13 protein-coding genes and 1 pseudogene are annotated in these 14,960 nt (G+C 66.6%); 10 read left to right on the forward strand and 4 right to left on the reverse strand.

Going from position 1 to position 14,960, the window contains the following annotated elements:
• Window positions 1-51: 51 nt before the first annotated feature.
• The 9 genes from QE379_RS16085 to pcaF are packed head-to-tail and all read left to right on the forward strand — an operon-like array spanning window position 52 to window position 8,006.
• Entirely contained in the window at window positions 52-945 is an 894-nt protein-coding gene (locus QE379_RS16085; protein WP_307002042.1) for a dioxygenase, read from the forward strand.
• Between the two features lie 17 nt (window positions 946-962).
• On the forward strand, window positions 963-2,339 hold the full coding sequence (locus QE379_RS16090) for a Rieske 2Fe-2S domain-containing protein (RefSeq protein ID WP_307002044.1): 1,377 nt from the start codon (window positions 963-965) through the stop codon (window positions 2,337-2,339).
• Window positions 2,336-2,824, forward strand: a complete 489-nt coding sequence (gene benB / locus QE379_RS16095; RefSeq protein WP_307002046.1) for a benzoate 1,2-dioxygenase small subunit — start codon at window positions 2,336-2,338, stop codon at window positions 2,822-2,824. The genes QE379_RS16090 and benB overlap by 4 nt, the downstream gene beginning before the upstream one ends.
• A 23-nt stretch (window positions 2,825-2,847) precedes the next feature.
• A complete protein-coding gene (gene benC, locus QE379_RS16100) occupies window positions 2,848-3,879 on the forward strand; it encodes a benzoate 1,2-dioxygenase electron transfer component BenC (protein ID WP_307002047.1) in 1,032 nt (343 codons plus the stop codon).
• Window positions 3,876-4,652: a benzoate diol dehydrogenase BenD gene (gene benD / locus QE379_RS16105; protein ID WP_307002049.1), complete on the forward strand. Its 777-nt coding sequence runs from the start codon at window positions 3,876-3,878 to the stop codon at window positions 4,650-4,652. The genes benC and benD overlap by 4 nt, the downstream gene beginning before the upstream one ends.
• Before the next feature lie 10 nt (window positions 4,653-4,662).
• Window positions 4,663-5,376: a CoA transferase subunit A gene (locus QE379_RS16110; protein ID WP_307002051.1), complete on the forward strand. Its 714-nt coding sequence runs from the start codon at window positions 4,663-4,665 to the stop codon at window positions 5,374-5,376.
• Complete coding sequence (locus QE379_RS16115) at window positions 5,373-6,023, forward strand: 3-oxoacid CoA-transferase subunit B (protein ID WP_307002053.1); 651 nt, start codon at window positions 5,373-5,375, stop codon at window positions 6,021-6,023. Before QE379_RS16110 ends, QE379_RS16115 begins: the two co-directional genes overlap by 4 nt.
• The gene (gene pcaD, locus QE379_RS16120; RefSeq protein WP_307002055.1) at window positions 6,023-6,799 is read left to right on the forward strand and encodes a 3-oxoadipate enol-lactonase; all 777 of its coding nucleotides are present in this window, start codon (window positions 6,023-6,025) and stop codon (window positions 6,797-6,799) included. Before QE379_RS16115 ends, pcaD begins: the two co-directional genes overlap by 1 nt.
• A gap of 4 nt (window positions 6,800-6,803) precedes the next feature.
• Window positions 6,804-8,006: a 3-oxoadipyl-CoA thiolase gene (gene pcaF, locus QE379_RS16125; protein ID WP_307002057.1), complete on the forward strand. Its 1,203-nt coding sequence runs from the start codon at window positions 6,804-6,806 to the stop codon at window positions 8,004-8,006.
• 44 nt (window positions 8,007-8,050) lie between these two features.
• Here the strand turns inward: pcaF and QE379_RS16130 are convergent, their stop codons facing one another.
• From QE379_RS16130 to QE379_RS16140, 3 genes and pseudogenes are all read right to left on the reverse strand, one after another.
• Window positions 8,051-9,160, reverse strand: coding sequence for an NAD(P)-dependent alcohol dehydrogenase (locus tag QE379_RS16130; protein ID WP_307002060.1), 1,110 nt, complete (start codon window positions 9,158-9,160; stop codon window positions 8,051-8,053).
• 46 nt (window positions 9,161-9,206) lie between these two features.
• A complete protein-coding gene (locus QE379_RS16135) occupies window positions 9,207-10,664 on the reverse strand; it encodes a benzaldehyde dehydrogenase (RefSeq protein WP_307002062.1) in 1,458 nt (485 codons plus the stop codon).
• A 425-nt stretch (window positions 10,665-11,089) separates the two neighbouring features.
• A pseudogene (locus QE379_RS16140) lies at window positions 11,090-12,183 on the reverse strand (IS3 family transposase); the annotation flags it as partial.
• Between the two features lie 46 nt (window positions 12,184-12,229).
• Here QE379_RS16140 and QE379_RS16145 point away from each other — a divergent pair.
• A protein-coding gene (locus QE379_RS16145; RefSeq protein ID WP_373461696.1) for an IS3 family transposase occupies window positions 12,230-13,395 on the forward strand; the annotation gives its coding sequence in 2 pieces (ribosomal slippage) (window positions 12,230-12,491 and window positions 12,491-13,395; 1,167 coding nt in all).
• Between the two features lie 494 nt (window positions 13,396-13,889).
• Here QE379_RS16145 and QE379_RS16150 read toward each other — a convergent pair.
• Window positions 13,890-14,885 (reverse strand): IS5 family transposase, encoded by a 996-nt coding sequence (locus QE379_RS16150; RefSeq protein WP_306997241.1) that lies wholly within the window; start codon window positions 14,883-14,885, stop codon window positions 13,890-13,892.
• Window positions 14,886-14,960 lie beyond the last annotated feature (75 nt).

Consider the following 14,960-nt stretch of genomic DNA (forward strand, 5'->3'; position numbering starts at 1 on the left):
ACGACAAGACCGCCGACGAGCGGCCAGACAGACAGAATATAGGAGAGTGTGATGGACACCAGCTTCGTGAAGACCCCCGCCATCCAGGACCTGCTCGACCGCGTCGCGGGCACGGCCTCCGACAAGGGCGATCCGCGCGTCAAGGCGATCCTGCGCGATCTGGTGGAATCGCTGATGGTGCTGATCGTCAAGCACGACATCAGCGAGAACGAAGTCTGGGGCGCGGTCAACTTCCTCCAGCGTGGCGCGGACGAGTTCGGGCTGCTGATGCCGGGCATCGGCCTGGAGCATTTCCTCGACCTCTACATGGACGCCAAGGATGCCGAGGCGGGCAAGAGCGGCGGCACGCCGCGCACGATCGAAGGTCCGCTCTATGTCGAGGGGGCGCCGCTGGTCGACAACGACGCCAATCTGACCGACGATCCCGACGATACCAGCACGCTCTACATGGCCGGGCGGGTCACGGGACCGGACGGCGAGCCGGTCAGACAGGCGATCCTGCACGTCTGGCACGCCAATTCGAAGGGCTTCTATTCGCACTTCGACCCGACCCATGAGCAGACGCCGTTCAACAACCGCCGCCGCATCCGGCTGGGCGACGATGGCCGCTATGCGTTCCATTCCAAGATGCCCAACGGCTATAGCGTGCCGCCCGGCGGCGCGTCCGACCAGTTGATGCAGGTGCTCGGTCGCCACGGCAACCGCCCGGCGCATGTCCACTTCTTCATCGAGGCCCCCGGCTATCGCCAGCTGACCACCCAGATCAATTTCGGCGACGATCCCTTCGCCGCCGACGACTTCGCGTTCGGCACGCGCGAGGGTCTGCTGCCGGTGCCCAATCGCCAGGGCGATACCGCGCACATCGCCTTCGACTTCCAGTTGCAGCACGCCGACGATGCCGAGGAGGAAGCCTTCTCGCACCGCGCGCGCCTTGCCGTCGCCTGATCCCGGGAGGACATGCCATGACCGATCTTCGCGAACGCCTCGCCACCGCCGTGGTCGACGACCCCGCCACCGGAGCCTTTCGGTGCCGCCGGGACATCTTCACCGATCCCGACCTGTTCGAACTGGAGATGCAGCACATCTTCGAGGGTAACTGGGTCTATCTGGCGCATGAGAGCCAGATCCCGGAGAACAACGACTATTTCACCACCCATATCGGTCGCCAGCCGATCATCATCACCCGCGACAAGACCGGCACGCTGAACGCGGTCATCAACGCCTGCGCGCATCGCGGCGCGATGCTGTGCCGTCGCAAACATGGCAACAAGGGCAGCTTCACCTGCCAGTTCCACGGCTGGACCTTCAGCAATGCGGGCAAGCTGCTGAAGGTCAAGGACGGGAAGACCGGCGATTATCCCGCCGGGTTCAATACCGAGGGGTCGCACGACCTGACCCGCGTCGCCCGGTTCGAGAATTATCGCGGCTTCCTGTTCGGCAGCCTCAGCGCCGATGTGCCGCCGCTGGAGGACTGGCTCGGCTCGACCCGCCTGATCATCGACCAGATGGTCGACCAGGCCCCCGAAGGGCTGGAGGTGCTGCGCGGCAACTCCTCCTATATCTATGACGGCAACTGGAAGCTGCAGATCGAAAATGGTGCCGATGGCTATCATGTCAGCGCGGTCCACTGGAACTATGCCGCGACCACCGGCCGCCGCAAGGAGGACTCGATCAAGGCGGTCGACCCCGATGGCTGGTCGAAGAGCGTCGGCGGCGTCTATGCGTTCGAGCATGGCCATATCCTGCTCTGGACGCGGCTGCTCAATCCCGAGGTCCGCCCGATCTATGCGCATCGCGAGGCGCTGGCGGCGCGGGTCGGCGAGAAACGCGCGACCCTGATCGTCGATCAGACCCGCAATCTGTGCCTCTATCCCAATGTCTATCTGATGGACCAGTTCTCGACCCAGATCCGCGTCGTCCGCCCGATCGCCGTCGATCGCACCGAAGTGACCATCTATTGCTTCGCACCCAGGGGCGAGAGCGACGCCGACCGGGCGCTGCGCATCCGGCAATATGAGGATTTCTTCAACGTCAGCGGCATGGGTACGCCAGACGACCTGGAGGAATTCCGCTCCTGCCAGACAGCCTATGAAGGCGCGGGCATGTTGTGGAACGACCTGAGCCGCGGGGCGACCCACTGGATCGCCGGGCCGGACGACAATGCCCGCGCGCTGGGTCTCGAACCGCTGCTCAGCGGCGGGCGCAGCGAGGACGAGGGGTTGTTCGTCCGCCAGCATGAATATTGGGCGCGGACGCTGATCGCCGCACTCAACCGCGATGGCGGCGGTAATGACGGCGCGAGTCTGCGGCCGGTCGACCGGCTGGAGGTGGCGGCATGAGCCTGACCTACGACGGGCTTCTCGCATTTCTCTACCGCGAGGCGCGGCTGCTCGACGACCGGCAATGGGACGAGTGGCTGGCCTGCTATGCCCCGCATGCGGTCTTCTGGATGCCCGCCTGGGACGATGACGACCGGATCGTCGAAGACCCGCAGCGCGAGATATCGCTCATCTACTATCCCGATCGCGACGGACTGGAGGACCGGGTCTTCCGCATCAAGACCGAGCGGTCGGGGGCCAGCATGCCCGAACCGCGCACCAATCACGCCGTCTCGAATGTCGAGATACTGAGCGAAGCCGACGGGCAGATGCAGGTGCGGTTCAACTGGCACACGCTGAGCCATCGCTACAACGAGACGCTGAGCTTCTTCGGCACGTCCTTCTACACCATCGACGCGACCGGGGCGCAGCCGCTCATCACCCACAAGAAGGTCGTGCTGAAGAACGACTATATCCGCCAGGTGATCGACGTCTATCACGTCTGACGCCCGGCTCCGGAGAGGATATCATGGGCCATCGTATCGCACTGAATTTCGAGGATGGGGCGACGCGCTTCATCACCTGCGACCCGGGCGAGACCGTGCTGGACGCCGCGTTCCGCCAGAAGATCAACCTGCCGATGGACTGTTCGGACGGGGTGTGCGGGACGTGTAAATGCCGATGCGAGCAGGGCGATTACGATTTGGGCGACGATTATATCGACGACGCACTGACCGCCGACGAGGCGGAAGAACGACTGGTCCTGACCTGCCAGATGCGCGTCTCGTCCGATTGCGTCATCGCAGTGCCGGTCCCCTCCACCGCCTGCAAGGTGAAACCCGCCGTGCATGAAGGCGAGGTGGCGGCAGTGGACCTGGTATCCGACAGCACGATCCGCCTCATCCTGCGGCTGGACGATCCGGCCGCCCTTGGCTTCCTGCCCGGCCAGTATGTGAACCTTGCGGTGCCCGGCACCGACCAGCACCGCGCCTATTCCTTCAGCTCCAAGCCCGGCGCGGCGGAGGCCAGTTTCCTGATCCGCAACATGCCCGGCGGGCTGATGAGCGAATGGCTGACCTCCCAGGCGAAGCCCGGCGCGCGCATGAGTTTCGTGGGACCGCAGGGCAGCTTCTTCCTCCGGGCGGTCGAGCGGCCGACGATCCTGCTGGCGGGCGGCACCGGGCTCGCCCCGATCCTCTCGATGCTGGAGGTGCTGGCCGATACCGGCACGGACCAGCCGCTTCATCTGATCTACGGCGTCAGCCGGGACGGCGACATGGTCGAGATCGCCCGGATCGAGGCCCTGGCGGCGCGCCTCCCCTCGCTGAGCTGGACCATGTGCGTCGCCGATCCGCAGAGCGCGCATCCGCTGAAGGGCTATGTCACCGGTCATCTGACCGATGCGCATCTGAACGCGGGCGACTGCGACATCTATCTGTGCGGGCCACCGCCGATGGTCGAGGCGGTGCGTGTCTTCCTGCGCGACAAGGGCGTCGAGCCCCGACATTTCCATTACGAAAAATTCGCGCCCAGCGAAGCACCGGTTGCGGTGGCGGCATGACCTTCGTCGGACGCTTTCGCGACAAGGTGATGGTGGTGACGGGGGCCGCCCAGGGCATCGGACGCGGCGTCGCACTGCGCGCCGCCGCCGAGGGGGCCGCCGTCCTGCTGGTCGACCGCGCCGACTTCGTCGCCGATGTGGCGCAGGAAGCGGGCGGGACGGCGGGGTTCTTCGTCTGCGATCTCGAAACCCATGACGGCGCAAAGGCCGCAATGGAGGCGGCGGTGACGGCCTTTGGCCGGATCGACATCCTCGTCAACAATGTCGGCGGCGCGATCCGGATGCGCCCTTTCGCCGCGTTCGAGCCCGAGCAGATCGAGGCGGAAATCCGCCGTTCGTTAATGCCGACGCTCTGGGGCTGTCACGCCGTCCTGCCGGTCATGCTGCGCCAGGGCGGCGGCACGATCGTCAACGTGTCCTCCAACGCGACACGCGGCATCCGGCGCGTTCCTTATTCAGCGGCGAAGGGCGGGATCAACGCCCTCACCCAAAGCTTGGCGATGGAATATGGCGACCAGGGCATCCGCGTCGTAGCGACCGCGCCCGGCGGCACACAGGCCCCGCCGCGCACCGTCCCGCGCAACCCGGATGGCGACGACGCCCGCGAACAGGCCTGGATGGCCGAGGCGGTGGAGCAGGTCACCACCTCCACCTTCCTGGGGCGCTATGCCACGCTCGACGAGCAGATCGCGCCCATTCTCTTCCTCGCCTCGGACGAGGCTTCCTACATCACCGGCTCGGTCCTTCCCGTGGCCGGTGGCGACCTCGGCTGACTGGAGCGATATGAAAAGCAAGATTTATCCCTCCCCCGCCGCAGCGCTCGACGGGCTGCTGTTCGACGGGATGACGATCATGTCGGGCGGCTTCGGCCTGTCGGGCAATCCCGAAAGCCTGATCCCGGAGGTCCGGGCGAGCGGGGTGAAGGGGCTGACCGTCATCTCGAACAATGCGGGAGCGGACGGCTTCGGCCTGTGGATGCTGCTGGAGAGCCGCCAGGTCCATAGGATGATCTCCAGCTATGTCGGCGAAAACAAGCTGTTCGAGCAACAATATCTGTCGGGCGAACTGGAACTGGAACTGAACCCGCAAGGCACGCTGGCCGAGCGCATCCGGGCGGGCGGCGCGGGCATCCCGGCCTTCTACACCAAGACCGGCGTCGGCACGGTGGTGGCCGAGGGCAAGCCGGTCGAGACGTTCGAGGGGCAGGATTATGTCCGCGAAACCTGGCTGCGCGCCGACCTGTCGATCATCAAGGCGTGGAAGGCCGATCCGGCGGGCAACCTGCTGTTCCGCAAGACCGCGCGCAACTTCAACCCGAACATGGCTACCGCGGGCAAGGTGACGGTGGTGGAGGTCGAGGAGATCGTCGCAGCCGGGGAGATCGACCCGGATTGCATCCACACGCCCGGCATCTTCGTCGATCGGATCGTGCGCTCGACGATCAACGAGAAGCGGATCGAGAAACTGACCACCCGCGCGCGGGAGGATGCGGCATGAGCTGGACCCGCGACGAAATGGCGGCACGCGCCGCGCGCGAACTTCGGGACGGCTTCTACGTCAATCTGGGCATCGGCATCCCGACGCTGGTCGCCAACCATGTGCCCGAGGGCGTCGACGTGACCTTGCAGTCCGAAAACGGCCTGCTCGGCATCGGGCCCTTCCCCCATGAGGGGGAGGCGGACCCCGACCTCATCAATGCGGGCAAGCAGACGGTCACGACGCTGCCGACCTCCAGCTTCTTTTCTTCCGCCGACAGCTTCGCGATGATCCGGGGCGGCCATATCGACATGGCGGTGCTCGGCGCGATGGAGGTGTCGGCGGGCGGCGACATCGCCAACTGGACGATCCCCGGCAAGATGGTGAAGGGCATGGGCGGCGCGATGGACCTGGTTGCGGGCGTCAAGCGCATCGTCGTCGTCATGGACCATGCCAGCAAGGCGGGCAGTCCGAAGATCCTGCCAGAATGCACCCTGCCGCTGACCGGCAAGGCCTGTGTGGACCTGATCGTCACCGACCTGTGCGTCATGGCGTGCGACAAGCCGGGCCTGCGGCTGATCGAACTGGCCCCCGGCGTCACGCTGGAGGAGGTGCGCGCCAAGACAAGCGCGCCGTTCGCCACGAATATACTGGAAGGCGTCGCCTGATGCCGTTCGTGACATCCGACGGAGCCGACATCTACTGGAAGGTCGAAGGCCAAGCGGATGGGCCGCGACTGGTGCTGCTCAACTCGATCGGCACCGACATGGACCTATGGAGCCCGGTCCTGCCGCTGTTGCGCGAACACGTCGCCCTATTGAGGATCGACACGCGCGGGCATGGCGCTTCGGATGCGTCGGCGGGGGATTATACCCTGGCCGGGCTGGCCCGCGATATCGCCGCGGTGATGAGTGCGGCCGAATGGGATAGGGCTCAGGTGGCGGGGGTGTCGCTGGGCGGCATGATCGCGATGCAGATGGCACTGGACATGCCAGACCGCGTGACGGGCCTGATACCGATCTGCACCTCGGCCGCAATGGACCGTGCCGCCTGGACCACCCGCGTCGATACGGTGCGTCGCGACGGCATGGCGGGAATCGTCGATCTTGCCATGTCGCGCTTCCTCTCCCCAACCTTCATCGCCGAGCGGCCCGGCCATGCCGCAACGATTCGGCAAGGGCTGCTCACGATGCGGGCCGAGGGCTATGCCGGTTGCGCCGCCGCGATCCGTGACATGGCGCTGGCCGATCGGTTGAACGGGATCGCCTGTCCGACGCTAGTGATCTCGGGCGAGCGCGACATCTCGACGCCCTATACCGGGCATAGCGAGCATCTGGTCGCGGCCATTCCGGGCGCACGGCATATCGCCATCCCCGCCGCCCACCTCGCGCCGTTCGAAGCACCCGATGCGCTGGCCGAAGCCATTCTGAATCACCGGAGTTGACCGCATGACCGCCGCTTTCCTCTGCGACGCCGTCCGCACCCCGATCGGGCGGCTGAACGGCGCCCTGGCCGATATCCGCGCCGACGACCTCGCCGCCGTGCCGATCCGTGCGCTGGTCGAGCGCAACCGCAGCGTCGACTGGGACGCGGTGGACGATACCATCCTCGGTTGCGCCAATCAGGCGGGCGAGGACAATCGCAACGTCGCGCGCATGGCGGTGCTACTCGCGGGATTGCCCGAGGCGGTGCCCGGCACGACGGTCAACCGACTGTGCGGCTCGGGCCTCAACGCGGTCGGCTACGCGGCCCAGGCGATCCGGTCGGGGGACGCCGAACTGGTCATCGCGGGCGGGGTCGAGAGCATGACCCGCGCACCCTATGTCATGGGCAAGGCCGCCTCCGCTTTCGATCGCGCGCAGCAGATCGAGGACACCACGCTCGGCTGGCGGTTCGTCAACCCGGCGATGCAGGCGGCGTACGGCGTCGACACCATGCCGCAGACGGGCGAGAATGTCGCCGATCAATGGCGCATCCCGCGCGAGGATCAGGACCGTTTCGCCCTGGCCAGCCAGCAAAAAGCCGCCGCCGCGATCGCCAGCGGCCGGATGGCGGCCGAGATCGTGCCCGTCACCATCCCCCAGAAAAAGGGCGAGCCACGCATCGTCACGCAGGACGAACATCCGCGCGCGACCAGCCTGGACGCCCTCGCCCGGCTGAAACCCGTCGTCCGCGCCGACGGCACCGTGACGGCCGGCAACGCCTCCGGCCTGAACGACGGTGCGGCCGCGATGATCGTCGCGTCCGAAGCGGCGGCGGGGCGACATGGCCTGACACCACGCGCGCGCATCCTAGGCATGGCCGCCGCCGGGATCGCGCCTCGCATCATGGGCGTCGGTCCCATCGAAGCGGCTCGCAAGCTGTCCCGGCTGACCGGCGTTGCGCTCGACGAGCTCGACGTGATCGAACTCAACGAAGCCTTTGCCAGCCAGGCGATCGCGACCTTACGTGATCTGGGCATTGCGCAGGACGACCCCCGCGTGAACCGCAACGGCGGGGCCATCGCGCTGGGGCATCCGCTGGGCATGTCGGGCGCGCGCATCGTCATGACCGCCGCCGAGGAACTGCACCGGACGCAGGGGCGCTACGCCCTCGCCTTCATGTGCATCGGCGTGGGCCAGGGCATCGCATTGATGATGGAGCGGGTCTGACGCCATGAGCGGGCGGGGGCAGACGCCCCCTGCCCGCTTTCCCATCAGGCGGGCAGCCGCAGGATAGGCTTGATCGTCACGCCGCTTTCGCTGTCCGCGACGGCCTGGTTGATGTCGGCGAAATCATAGAACTTCACCAGCCGGTCGAACGGGAACCGCCCCTGGGCGTGGAGCGCGATCAGTTCGGGAATGAAGACCTGCGGCACGACGTCGCCCTCCACGATGCCCATGATGCGCTTGCCGGGCACCATGACCATGTTCACGTCGAAACTCGCCTCGGTGCCCAGCCTGGGCGCGCCGACGATGCCGCAGGTGCCCATGATGGTCAGCGCGTCGATCGCCTGGCGCAGCACCTCGGGCCGACCGCTGCTCTCCAGCGTGAAGTCCGCGCCGCCGCCGGTGATCTCGCGGATCGCTTCCACCGCGTCGGTCTCGCGGCTGTTGACCACATGCGTGGCCCCCAGTTCCCTGGCGAGGTCCAGCCGACTGGGCGTCACGTCGACGGCGATGATCGTCGTGGCACCCGCGACGCGCGCGGCCATGATCGCGCTGAGCCCGACCGCGCCAGAACCAAAGGCGGCGAAGCTCGCCCCCGACGGCACCTTCAGCGCGCGCAGCACCGCGCCCGCGCCGGTCTGGATACCGCAGCCAAGCGGCCCCAGCAGTTCGAGCGGCGCGTCCTTGGCGACCTTCACGATGTTGCGCTCCTGCGCCATCGCAAAACTGCCAAAGGAGGACTGGCCGAAGAAGTGATCGTGCAGCGCCCCGCCATGCGCATCGCAGGTGGCGGTCGAGCCGTCCTTGCGCCCGCCGCCGAAGTTCAGCGCGAAGAAGTCGCCGCAATGCGCCGGGTGGCCGGTCAGGCACGGACCGCAGACCCCGCACGAGGCGAAGCTGAGCACGACATGGTCGCCCGGCTCGACGGCGGTCACGCCGGGCCCCACCGCCTCGACCACGCCCGCGCCTTCATGGCCGAGCACGGCGGGCAGCGGCACCGGATAATATTGGTCCCGCACGATGATGTCGGTGTGGCACACCCCCACCGCGACGATCCGGACAAGCACTTCGCCCCCTTGCGGGGCGGCGATCTTCGCCTCCTCGATCGCGAAGGGTGCGCCCTGGTCGCGAACCACGGCGGCGGTGATACTGCGCATGCCTGTCATTGTCATCTCCTGCATCATGTTATGTCGTTGCGAGCCGTCAGAAGGGATAGGCGGGTGCGGTGCCCTTGACCGTCACCCACTGCCAATGGGTGAACTCCTCCCAATTGGCCGGGCCGCCGATTGCGGACCCGTTGCCGGAGGCGCCCACCCCGCCAAAGGGATTGACCACCTCGTCATTCACGGTCTGGTCGTTGATGTGGAGCAGGCCCGCGCGCAGCCGTTCGCCCAATGCCATGGCACGGCCGACATCGCGGGAGATCACAGCAGCCGACAGGCCGTATTCGGTGTCGTTGGCGAGCGCCACGGCTTCGTCGTCCGTGTCGAACGGCACCAGCACCGCGACGGGGCCGAAAATCTCTTCCTCGAACGCCGCCATGCCGGGCACCACGCCGTCCAGCACGGTCGGCGCAAGACACAGGCCCTGCGCGGTGCCGCCCGCCATGACGCGTGCCCCGGCGGCAACGCTGCGGTCGAGAATGTCGAGCGCGTGGTCGAGCTGCGGCTGGCTGATGAGCGGACCGACCGCGACCGCGCCCGACATCGGATCACCCGCGGGCAGCGCCTTCGCCTTGTCAGCCAGCCGGGCGGCGAAGGCGTCGAAGATCGCGCGGTGGACCAGGATGCGACCCGCCGTCATGCAGATCTGCCCCTGATGCAACCACGCGCCCCACGCGGCATTGCGGGTCGCGAGGTCCAGATCGGCATCGTCCAGGATGATCAGGGTATTCTTGCCACCCAGTTCCAGCGAAACCTTTTTGAGGTGACGGCTCGCCGCCTCGCCGACTTTCCGCCCGGCTTCGGTCGAGCCGGTAAACTGGATCATCGCGATATTCGGGTCCGCGCAGAGCGCCGCCCCCGCCTCGCCGCCGCCGGGCAGCACCGACAGCACGCCGGCGGGCAGCCCCGCCCGTTCGAACAGTCGCGCGATCACCAGGCCACCGCAGATCGCGGTGCGCGGGTCCGGCTTGAGCAGCACCGCATTGCCCACCGCCAGCGCGGGCGCCACCGCCCGCATCGCCAAGTAGAGCGGAAAGTTGAACGGCGCGATCACGCCGACCACGCCCAGCGGACGACGGCGCGCCAGGCTTAGCCGCCCCGGCTCGCTGGGCAGGACCAGCCCCTGCGCCTGGTGCGGCATCGCCGCCGCCAGTTCGATCGCCTTGATCGTGATCGCCAGCTCGAACTCCGCCTTGGCGCGCACCGAGCCGCTTTCCCGCATGATCCAGGTCACGATTTCCTCGCCATGCGCGCGGGCCAGCGCCGCCGCCTGGACGAAGACGCCCGCCCGGACATCCGACGTCGCCGCCGCCCAGTCCTGTTGCGCGGCACGCGCGGCCGCCGCTGTTCGCGCGACGGTCGCGACGTCGACCGAGGCGGCCTGCGCTAAGACCGCGCCGGTCGCGGGCTCGAGGACATCATAGCCCTGGTCGCCCTCGATCCAGTTCCCGTCGAAGAATCGGCCATCGAGATGCGCGGCGTCGAGCAGGGATGTCATATCGCTCTCCATCATGATCGTTGAAATATTAGACGACGCGGTATCGAACGCCCCGCGCCTTCGGTCAGTCATCGGCGGCGGCATGGACCAGGTCGGCCATGCGCTAGTGGCGCTCAGCTGTCGGAGTCCTCCATCGGACCCGCCGAACGTTCCCGGTGCGGCCGGCATGCCGAATGCCGTCGGAATGGCATGATACCCATCATCCGCTTACTCTCCATAGGATGTCGCGTTCTTTCGTTGCGACGTGTCCGAAGCGCTCGCTTTTGTGGAGGCAAGCATGTCGGGGCCAGTGCTGTCCGTCCAACACCAACTTCATATCCTGTCGATACCTGTAGGGTTGCTGGGCGTATTCAGCCCTGCCCGGGGAACAACGCGCGGGTCATCGAGAAAACTCTTTGATCTGGCCCCCGTTTCACCGGACGGGTTCAAGCGGTTGCAGAAACCAGTGCGCGATGCTCGCGCGGCGAACGCATTTTGAGCCCTGAATGGGGGTGGTTGTCGTTGTAGTCCTCGATCCATCCGGCAAGCGATGTCAACGCGGTGAGTGCGTCCGGCAGCGGCGAGACGCGGACGTAATCCCGTTTGAGGGTATGGACGAAGGCCTCCGAGATGCCGTTGGACTGCGGGCTGCGGACGGGGGTGAAGCAGGGTTTGAGGCCCAGCTGCCGGGCAAAGGTCCGTGTTTCGCAGGCGGTATAGGCCGAACCGTTGTCCGACAGCATCTCGACCGGTGTCGTCGCGCGCATGGTGCCGAAGCGGGTTTCCACGGCTTCCAGCATGATGTCGCGCACGTCCGAGCCGCTGATGCCGGCATTGGCAACCGCGCGCCACGAGATGATCTCGCGGTCATGGGCGTCGATGATGAAGGCACCGCGCACGACCTCACCGTTCCAGCAGGTGAACTCGAAGCCGTCGGAGCACCAGCGCAGGTTCGAGCGGATCGTCACTACGACGCCGTCATGCCCATAGTCGGCTCGCTCGGCGTAGCGCCGCGCCAGCAGCAGGCGGTCCGCCGCCATGATGCGGTAGACGCGCTTGTGGTTGACCGGCGCAAGTCCTTCGGCGCGCCGCTGCCGATTGAGGACCGCCGCGATGCGGCGGTAGCCGTATGTTGGCCGTTGCGCGGCGATCTGGCGAATGCAGGGCAGCAGATCCGTGTCGTCGGCCTTGGCGTACGGCCCGCGCGTCCTGGTGGTTCCCGTCAGGCGGTCGTACACCGTCGAACGCCCGACCCCGAGCGTGCTGGCGACCAGGCTCACCGGATAGTCTCCGGCAGCGGCGAGTGCATGAGCAAGCTCGCTTTTTTTGGGCGCGAGCGCTCCAGCGCCTCCTTCAGTATCTCGACCTCCAGCGTCTTGCGCCCGAGCTGGCGCTCCAGTTCGCGGATGCGGGTTTCCATCTCGCGGACCTGCCGGTTGCTGGTCACGTCGTCGTCGCCGGCAACTGCAACGCTCCCGCCTTCCAGCATCAGCCGCCGCCAACGGTACAGCAGGTTCGGCGTGACGTGACCCCCGTTTCTTCATCCAACTGGAAGTAGAGACCGTCTCCTTAAAGGGACGGACGGAATGAAGCGGAAGCAGTTTTCGGAAGAGCAGATCATCGGCATCCTGAAGGAGGCCGAGGCGGGTGCGGTGGTGACGGAGCTGTGCCGCAAGCACGGGATGTCGAGCGCGACTTACTATGCGTGGAAGGCGAAGTTCGGCGGCCTGGAGGTATCCGACGCAAAGCGCCTGCGGTCGCTCGAAGAGGAGAACGCCCGGCTCAAACGGCTACTGGCGGACACGATGCTGGACAATGCGGGGTTGAAAGACCTGCTGTCAAAAAAGTGGTGACGCCCGCCGCGAAGCGGCAAGCGGTCGCGCATCTCCAGGCGACGTTGGGGATGAGCGAGCGGCGGGCATGCACGGTCGTTGGGGCAGACCGCACGAGCATGCGGTATCGCTCGTGCCGGGCGGATGATGGCGACCTGCGGTCGCGGCTGCGCGAGCTGGCGCAGCAACGCCGACGGTTCGGCTATCGGCGTCTGCACATCCTGCTGCGCCGGGACGGCATCACGATCAACCGCAAGAAGACCCAGCGGCTCTATCGTGAGGAGGGTTTGACGGTCAGGCGCCGGAAGGGACGAAGGCGCGCCACAGGCAGCCGTGCGCCCGCGTCAGTGCTGGCGCTTCCCAACCAGCGCTGGAGTCTGGACTTCGTCCACGACCAGCTCGTGACCGGCCGTCGGTTCCGCGTGCTCAACATCGTCGATGACGTCACGCGCGAATGCCTTCGGGCGGTGGTGGACACGTCGATCTCGGGCCGGCGGGTCGTGCGCGAGCTGGCCGATCTGATCGCCGAGCGTGGCAGGCCGAAGATGATCGTCAGCGACAACGGGACCGAACTGACGTCGAACGCGGTGCTCGCCTGGTCCGGCGATGCCCGCATCGAGTGGCATTACATCGCGCCGGGCAAGCCCACGCAGAACGGGTTCGTCGAGAGCTTTAACGGTCGCATGCGCGACGAGCTGCTCAACGAGACGCTGTTCTTCACCATCGGTCAGGCCCGCTCGATTCTGGCCCGCTGGGTCGACGACTACAACAACGAGCGTCCGCACTCCTCGCTCGGCTACGCCACTCCGGCAGCCTTCGCTGCCGGGCTCGAACAGCAACGGGCGGGGTTAACCCCGCCCGTTGCTTCACCTGCGCTTATGCGCGAAAACCACGGTCGGTCTCTGGTTGCCGCTGGATGAAAGACCGGGGTCACGTCAGCGCCCTTCCGGCTCTCGACATACTGCCGACAAACCCCGGCGAAGGCACCGCCTAGGATTTGGACATTATCGCTTGACGGCTTGCCCATGCCAGGTTGAAATGACGCCACACACGGGTACAGGCCGTGTGTACAAACCGATGGGCAAGCGGCCCCCGAAAACCGCAGAATTACGTGCTTTTCATGCTGGTTTAACGCCTCCCGTAGGGGTCACCATCCTCGCATCGAGGCGCGGAAATCCAGGATTTACGCCAGCTTCACCGTCCGCAGGTATAGCGAACGGGTATAGAAGCGCATGGTGCAGATGATCACACCCTGGAAACATCCCCAGACCGGCATCTACTATCTCTACAAGGATTCCTCTGCGAAACGGCTCATTTGTGACAGAGGATCTGGGCGAGGCTTTCGCTGCAGGGATCCGGTACGGGCCTTGGTCAGCTTTGGCTGGCCGGTTTGGAGGGGCCGGATCGCCCCGGCTCAGCCAGCGGCAAGGATGGCGGCGCGTCTGAGATTGTAGATGGTGGCAAAGGCGAGGAAGTCTGCGGCGTTCCGCTCGATCGACAGGCATCTGGTGCGCGCCTTGCCGTAGAGGCGCTTCATGGCGCTGAAGACCGCCTCGACAGGGGCGCGCCGTCTGGCGATGAGGTGGTTGCGCCGGGCCTGCCAGCGCGGCAGCTTTGGCATGTAGCGGTGCCGGCGATGCATGATGCGATCCTTGATCCCGGCCGCCTTCAGGGCCTTGCGACGCGCCTGGCCCTCATAGGCCCGGTCGGCATAGACCGCGCCTTCGTCGCCGCAGACCAGCGCGTCGGCCCGTTCGACATCCTGGACCCTGGCCGAGGTGAAGGCCAGCTTGCGGATCAGGCCCGAGCCCTCGTCCATGCCGATATGGAAGCGGTAGCCGAACACCGGCTTGCCGTCCTTGCGCGTCCAGTCGGCACCCGGCTCCTGGGGGTGCGGATCACCCGGCGCGATCCAGTCCCCGCGCGGGGGCTTGCGGGTCGCCTTGACCACCGAGGCATCAAGGATCGTCCCCCGCCGCAGCACCAGCCCCTGCGCATCCAGCTGCCGGTTGATCTCGGCAAAGCAGCGCTCCAGCACGTCCCCCGCCGCCGCCGCCGCGCGAAACCGGCACAGCGTCGTCTCGTCCGGCGTGCCGCCATCCAGCGCAAAGCCGCAGAACCGCCGGAACGACAGCCGGTCGAGCAGCGCCTCCTCCAGCCCGGGGTCCGACAGATCATACAACGCCTGCAGATACAGCGCCTTGACCATCGCCAGCGGCGCATAGGGCGGTCGACCCGTCCGACCCTGCCGCAGCGGCGACACCAGCGGCTCCAGCCGGCTCCAGTCGATCAGCCGCTCGATCCCCGACAGCTTCGCATTCGATCCCAAGCGCGGATCCATCAACGCTTCCACCAGCGATCGCTGCTCGACCATCACCATGCCCTCCTGCCCGCACAGTGAATCACTCAACCATCCTCATTGCCAGACGTTTCGCAGAGGAATCCTACAGGAAGCCTGCGTCCATTCGCAGATCCTGTGTGCGCC

Source organism: Sphingomonas sp. SORGH_AS_0879, assembly GCF_030819175.1.
Classification (GTDB): Bacteria; Pseudomonadota; Alphaproteobacteria; order Sphingomonadales; family Sphingomonadaceae; genus Sphingomonas.

Excerpts from the sequence above, each read along its gene's own strand:
- QE379_RS16085 (WP_307002042.1), top strand. The coding sequence starts at position 52 with ATGGACACCAGCTTCGTGAAGACCCCCGCCATCCAGGACCTGCTCGAC.
- QE379_RS16090 (WP_307002044.1), top strand. The coding sequence starts at position 963 with ATGACCGATCTTCGCGAACGCCTCGCCACCGCCGTGGTCGACGACCCC.
- benB (WP_307002046.1), top strand. The coding sequence starts at position 2,336 with ATGAGCCTGACCTACGACGGGCTTCTCGCATTTCTCTACCGCGAGGCG.
- benC (WP_307002047.1), top strand. The coding sequence starts at position 2,848 with ATGGGCCATCGTATCGCACTGAATTTCGAGGATGGGGCGACGCGCTTC.
- benD (WP_307002049.1), top strand. The coding sequence starts at position 3,876 with ATGACCTTCGTCGGACGCTTTCGCGACAAGGTGATGGTGGTGACGGGG.
- QE379_RS16110 (WP_307002051.1), top strand. The coding sequence starts at position 4,663 with ATGAAAAGCAAGATTTATCCCTCCCCCGCCGCAGCGCTCGACGGGCTG.
- QE379_RS16115 (WP_307002053.1), top strand. The coding sequence starts at position 5,373 with ATGAGCTGGACCCGCGACGAAATGGCGGCACGCGCCGCGCGCGAACTT.
- pcaD (WP_307002055.1), top strand. The coding sequence starts at position 6,023 with ATGCCGTTCGTGACATCCGACGGAGCCGACATCTACTGGAAGGTCGAA.
- pcaF (WP_307002057.1), top strand. The coding sequence starts at position 6,804 with ATGACCGCCGCTTTCCTCTGCGACGCCGTCCGCACCCCGATCGGGCGG.
- QE379_RS16130 (WP_307002060.1), bottom strand. The coding sequence starts at position 9,160 with ATGCGCAGTATCACCGCCGCCGTGGTTCGCGACCAGGGCGCACCCTTC.
- QE379_RS16135 (WP_307002062.1), bottom strand. The coding sequence starts at position 10,664 with ATGACATCCCTGCTCGACGCCGCGCATCTCGATGGCCGATTCTTCGAC.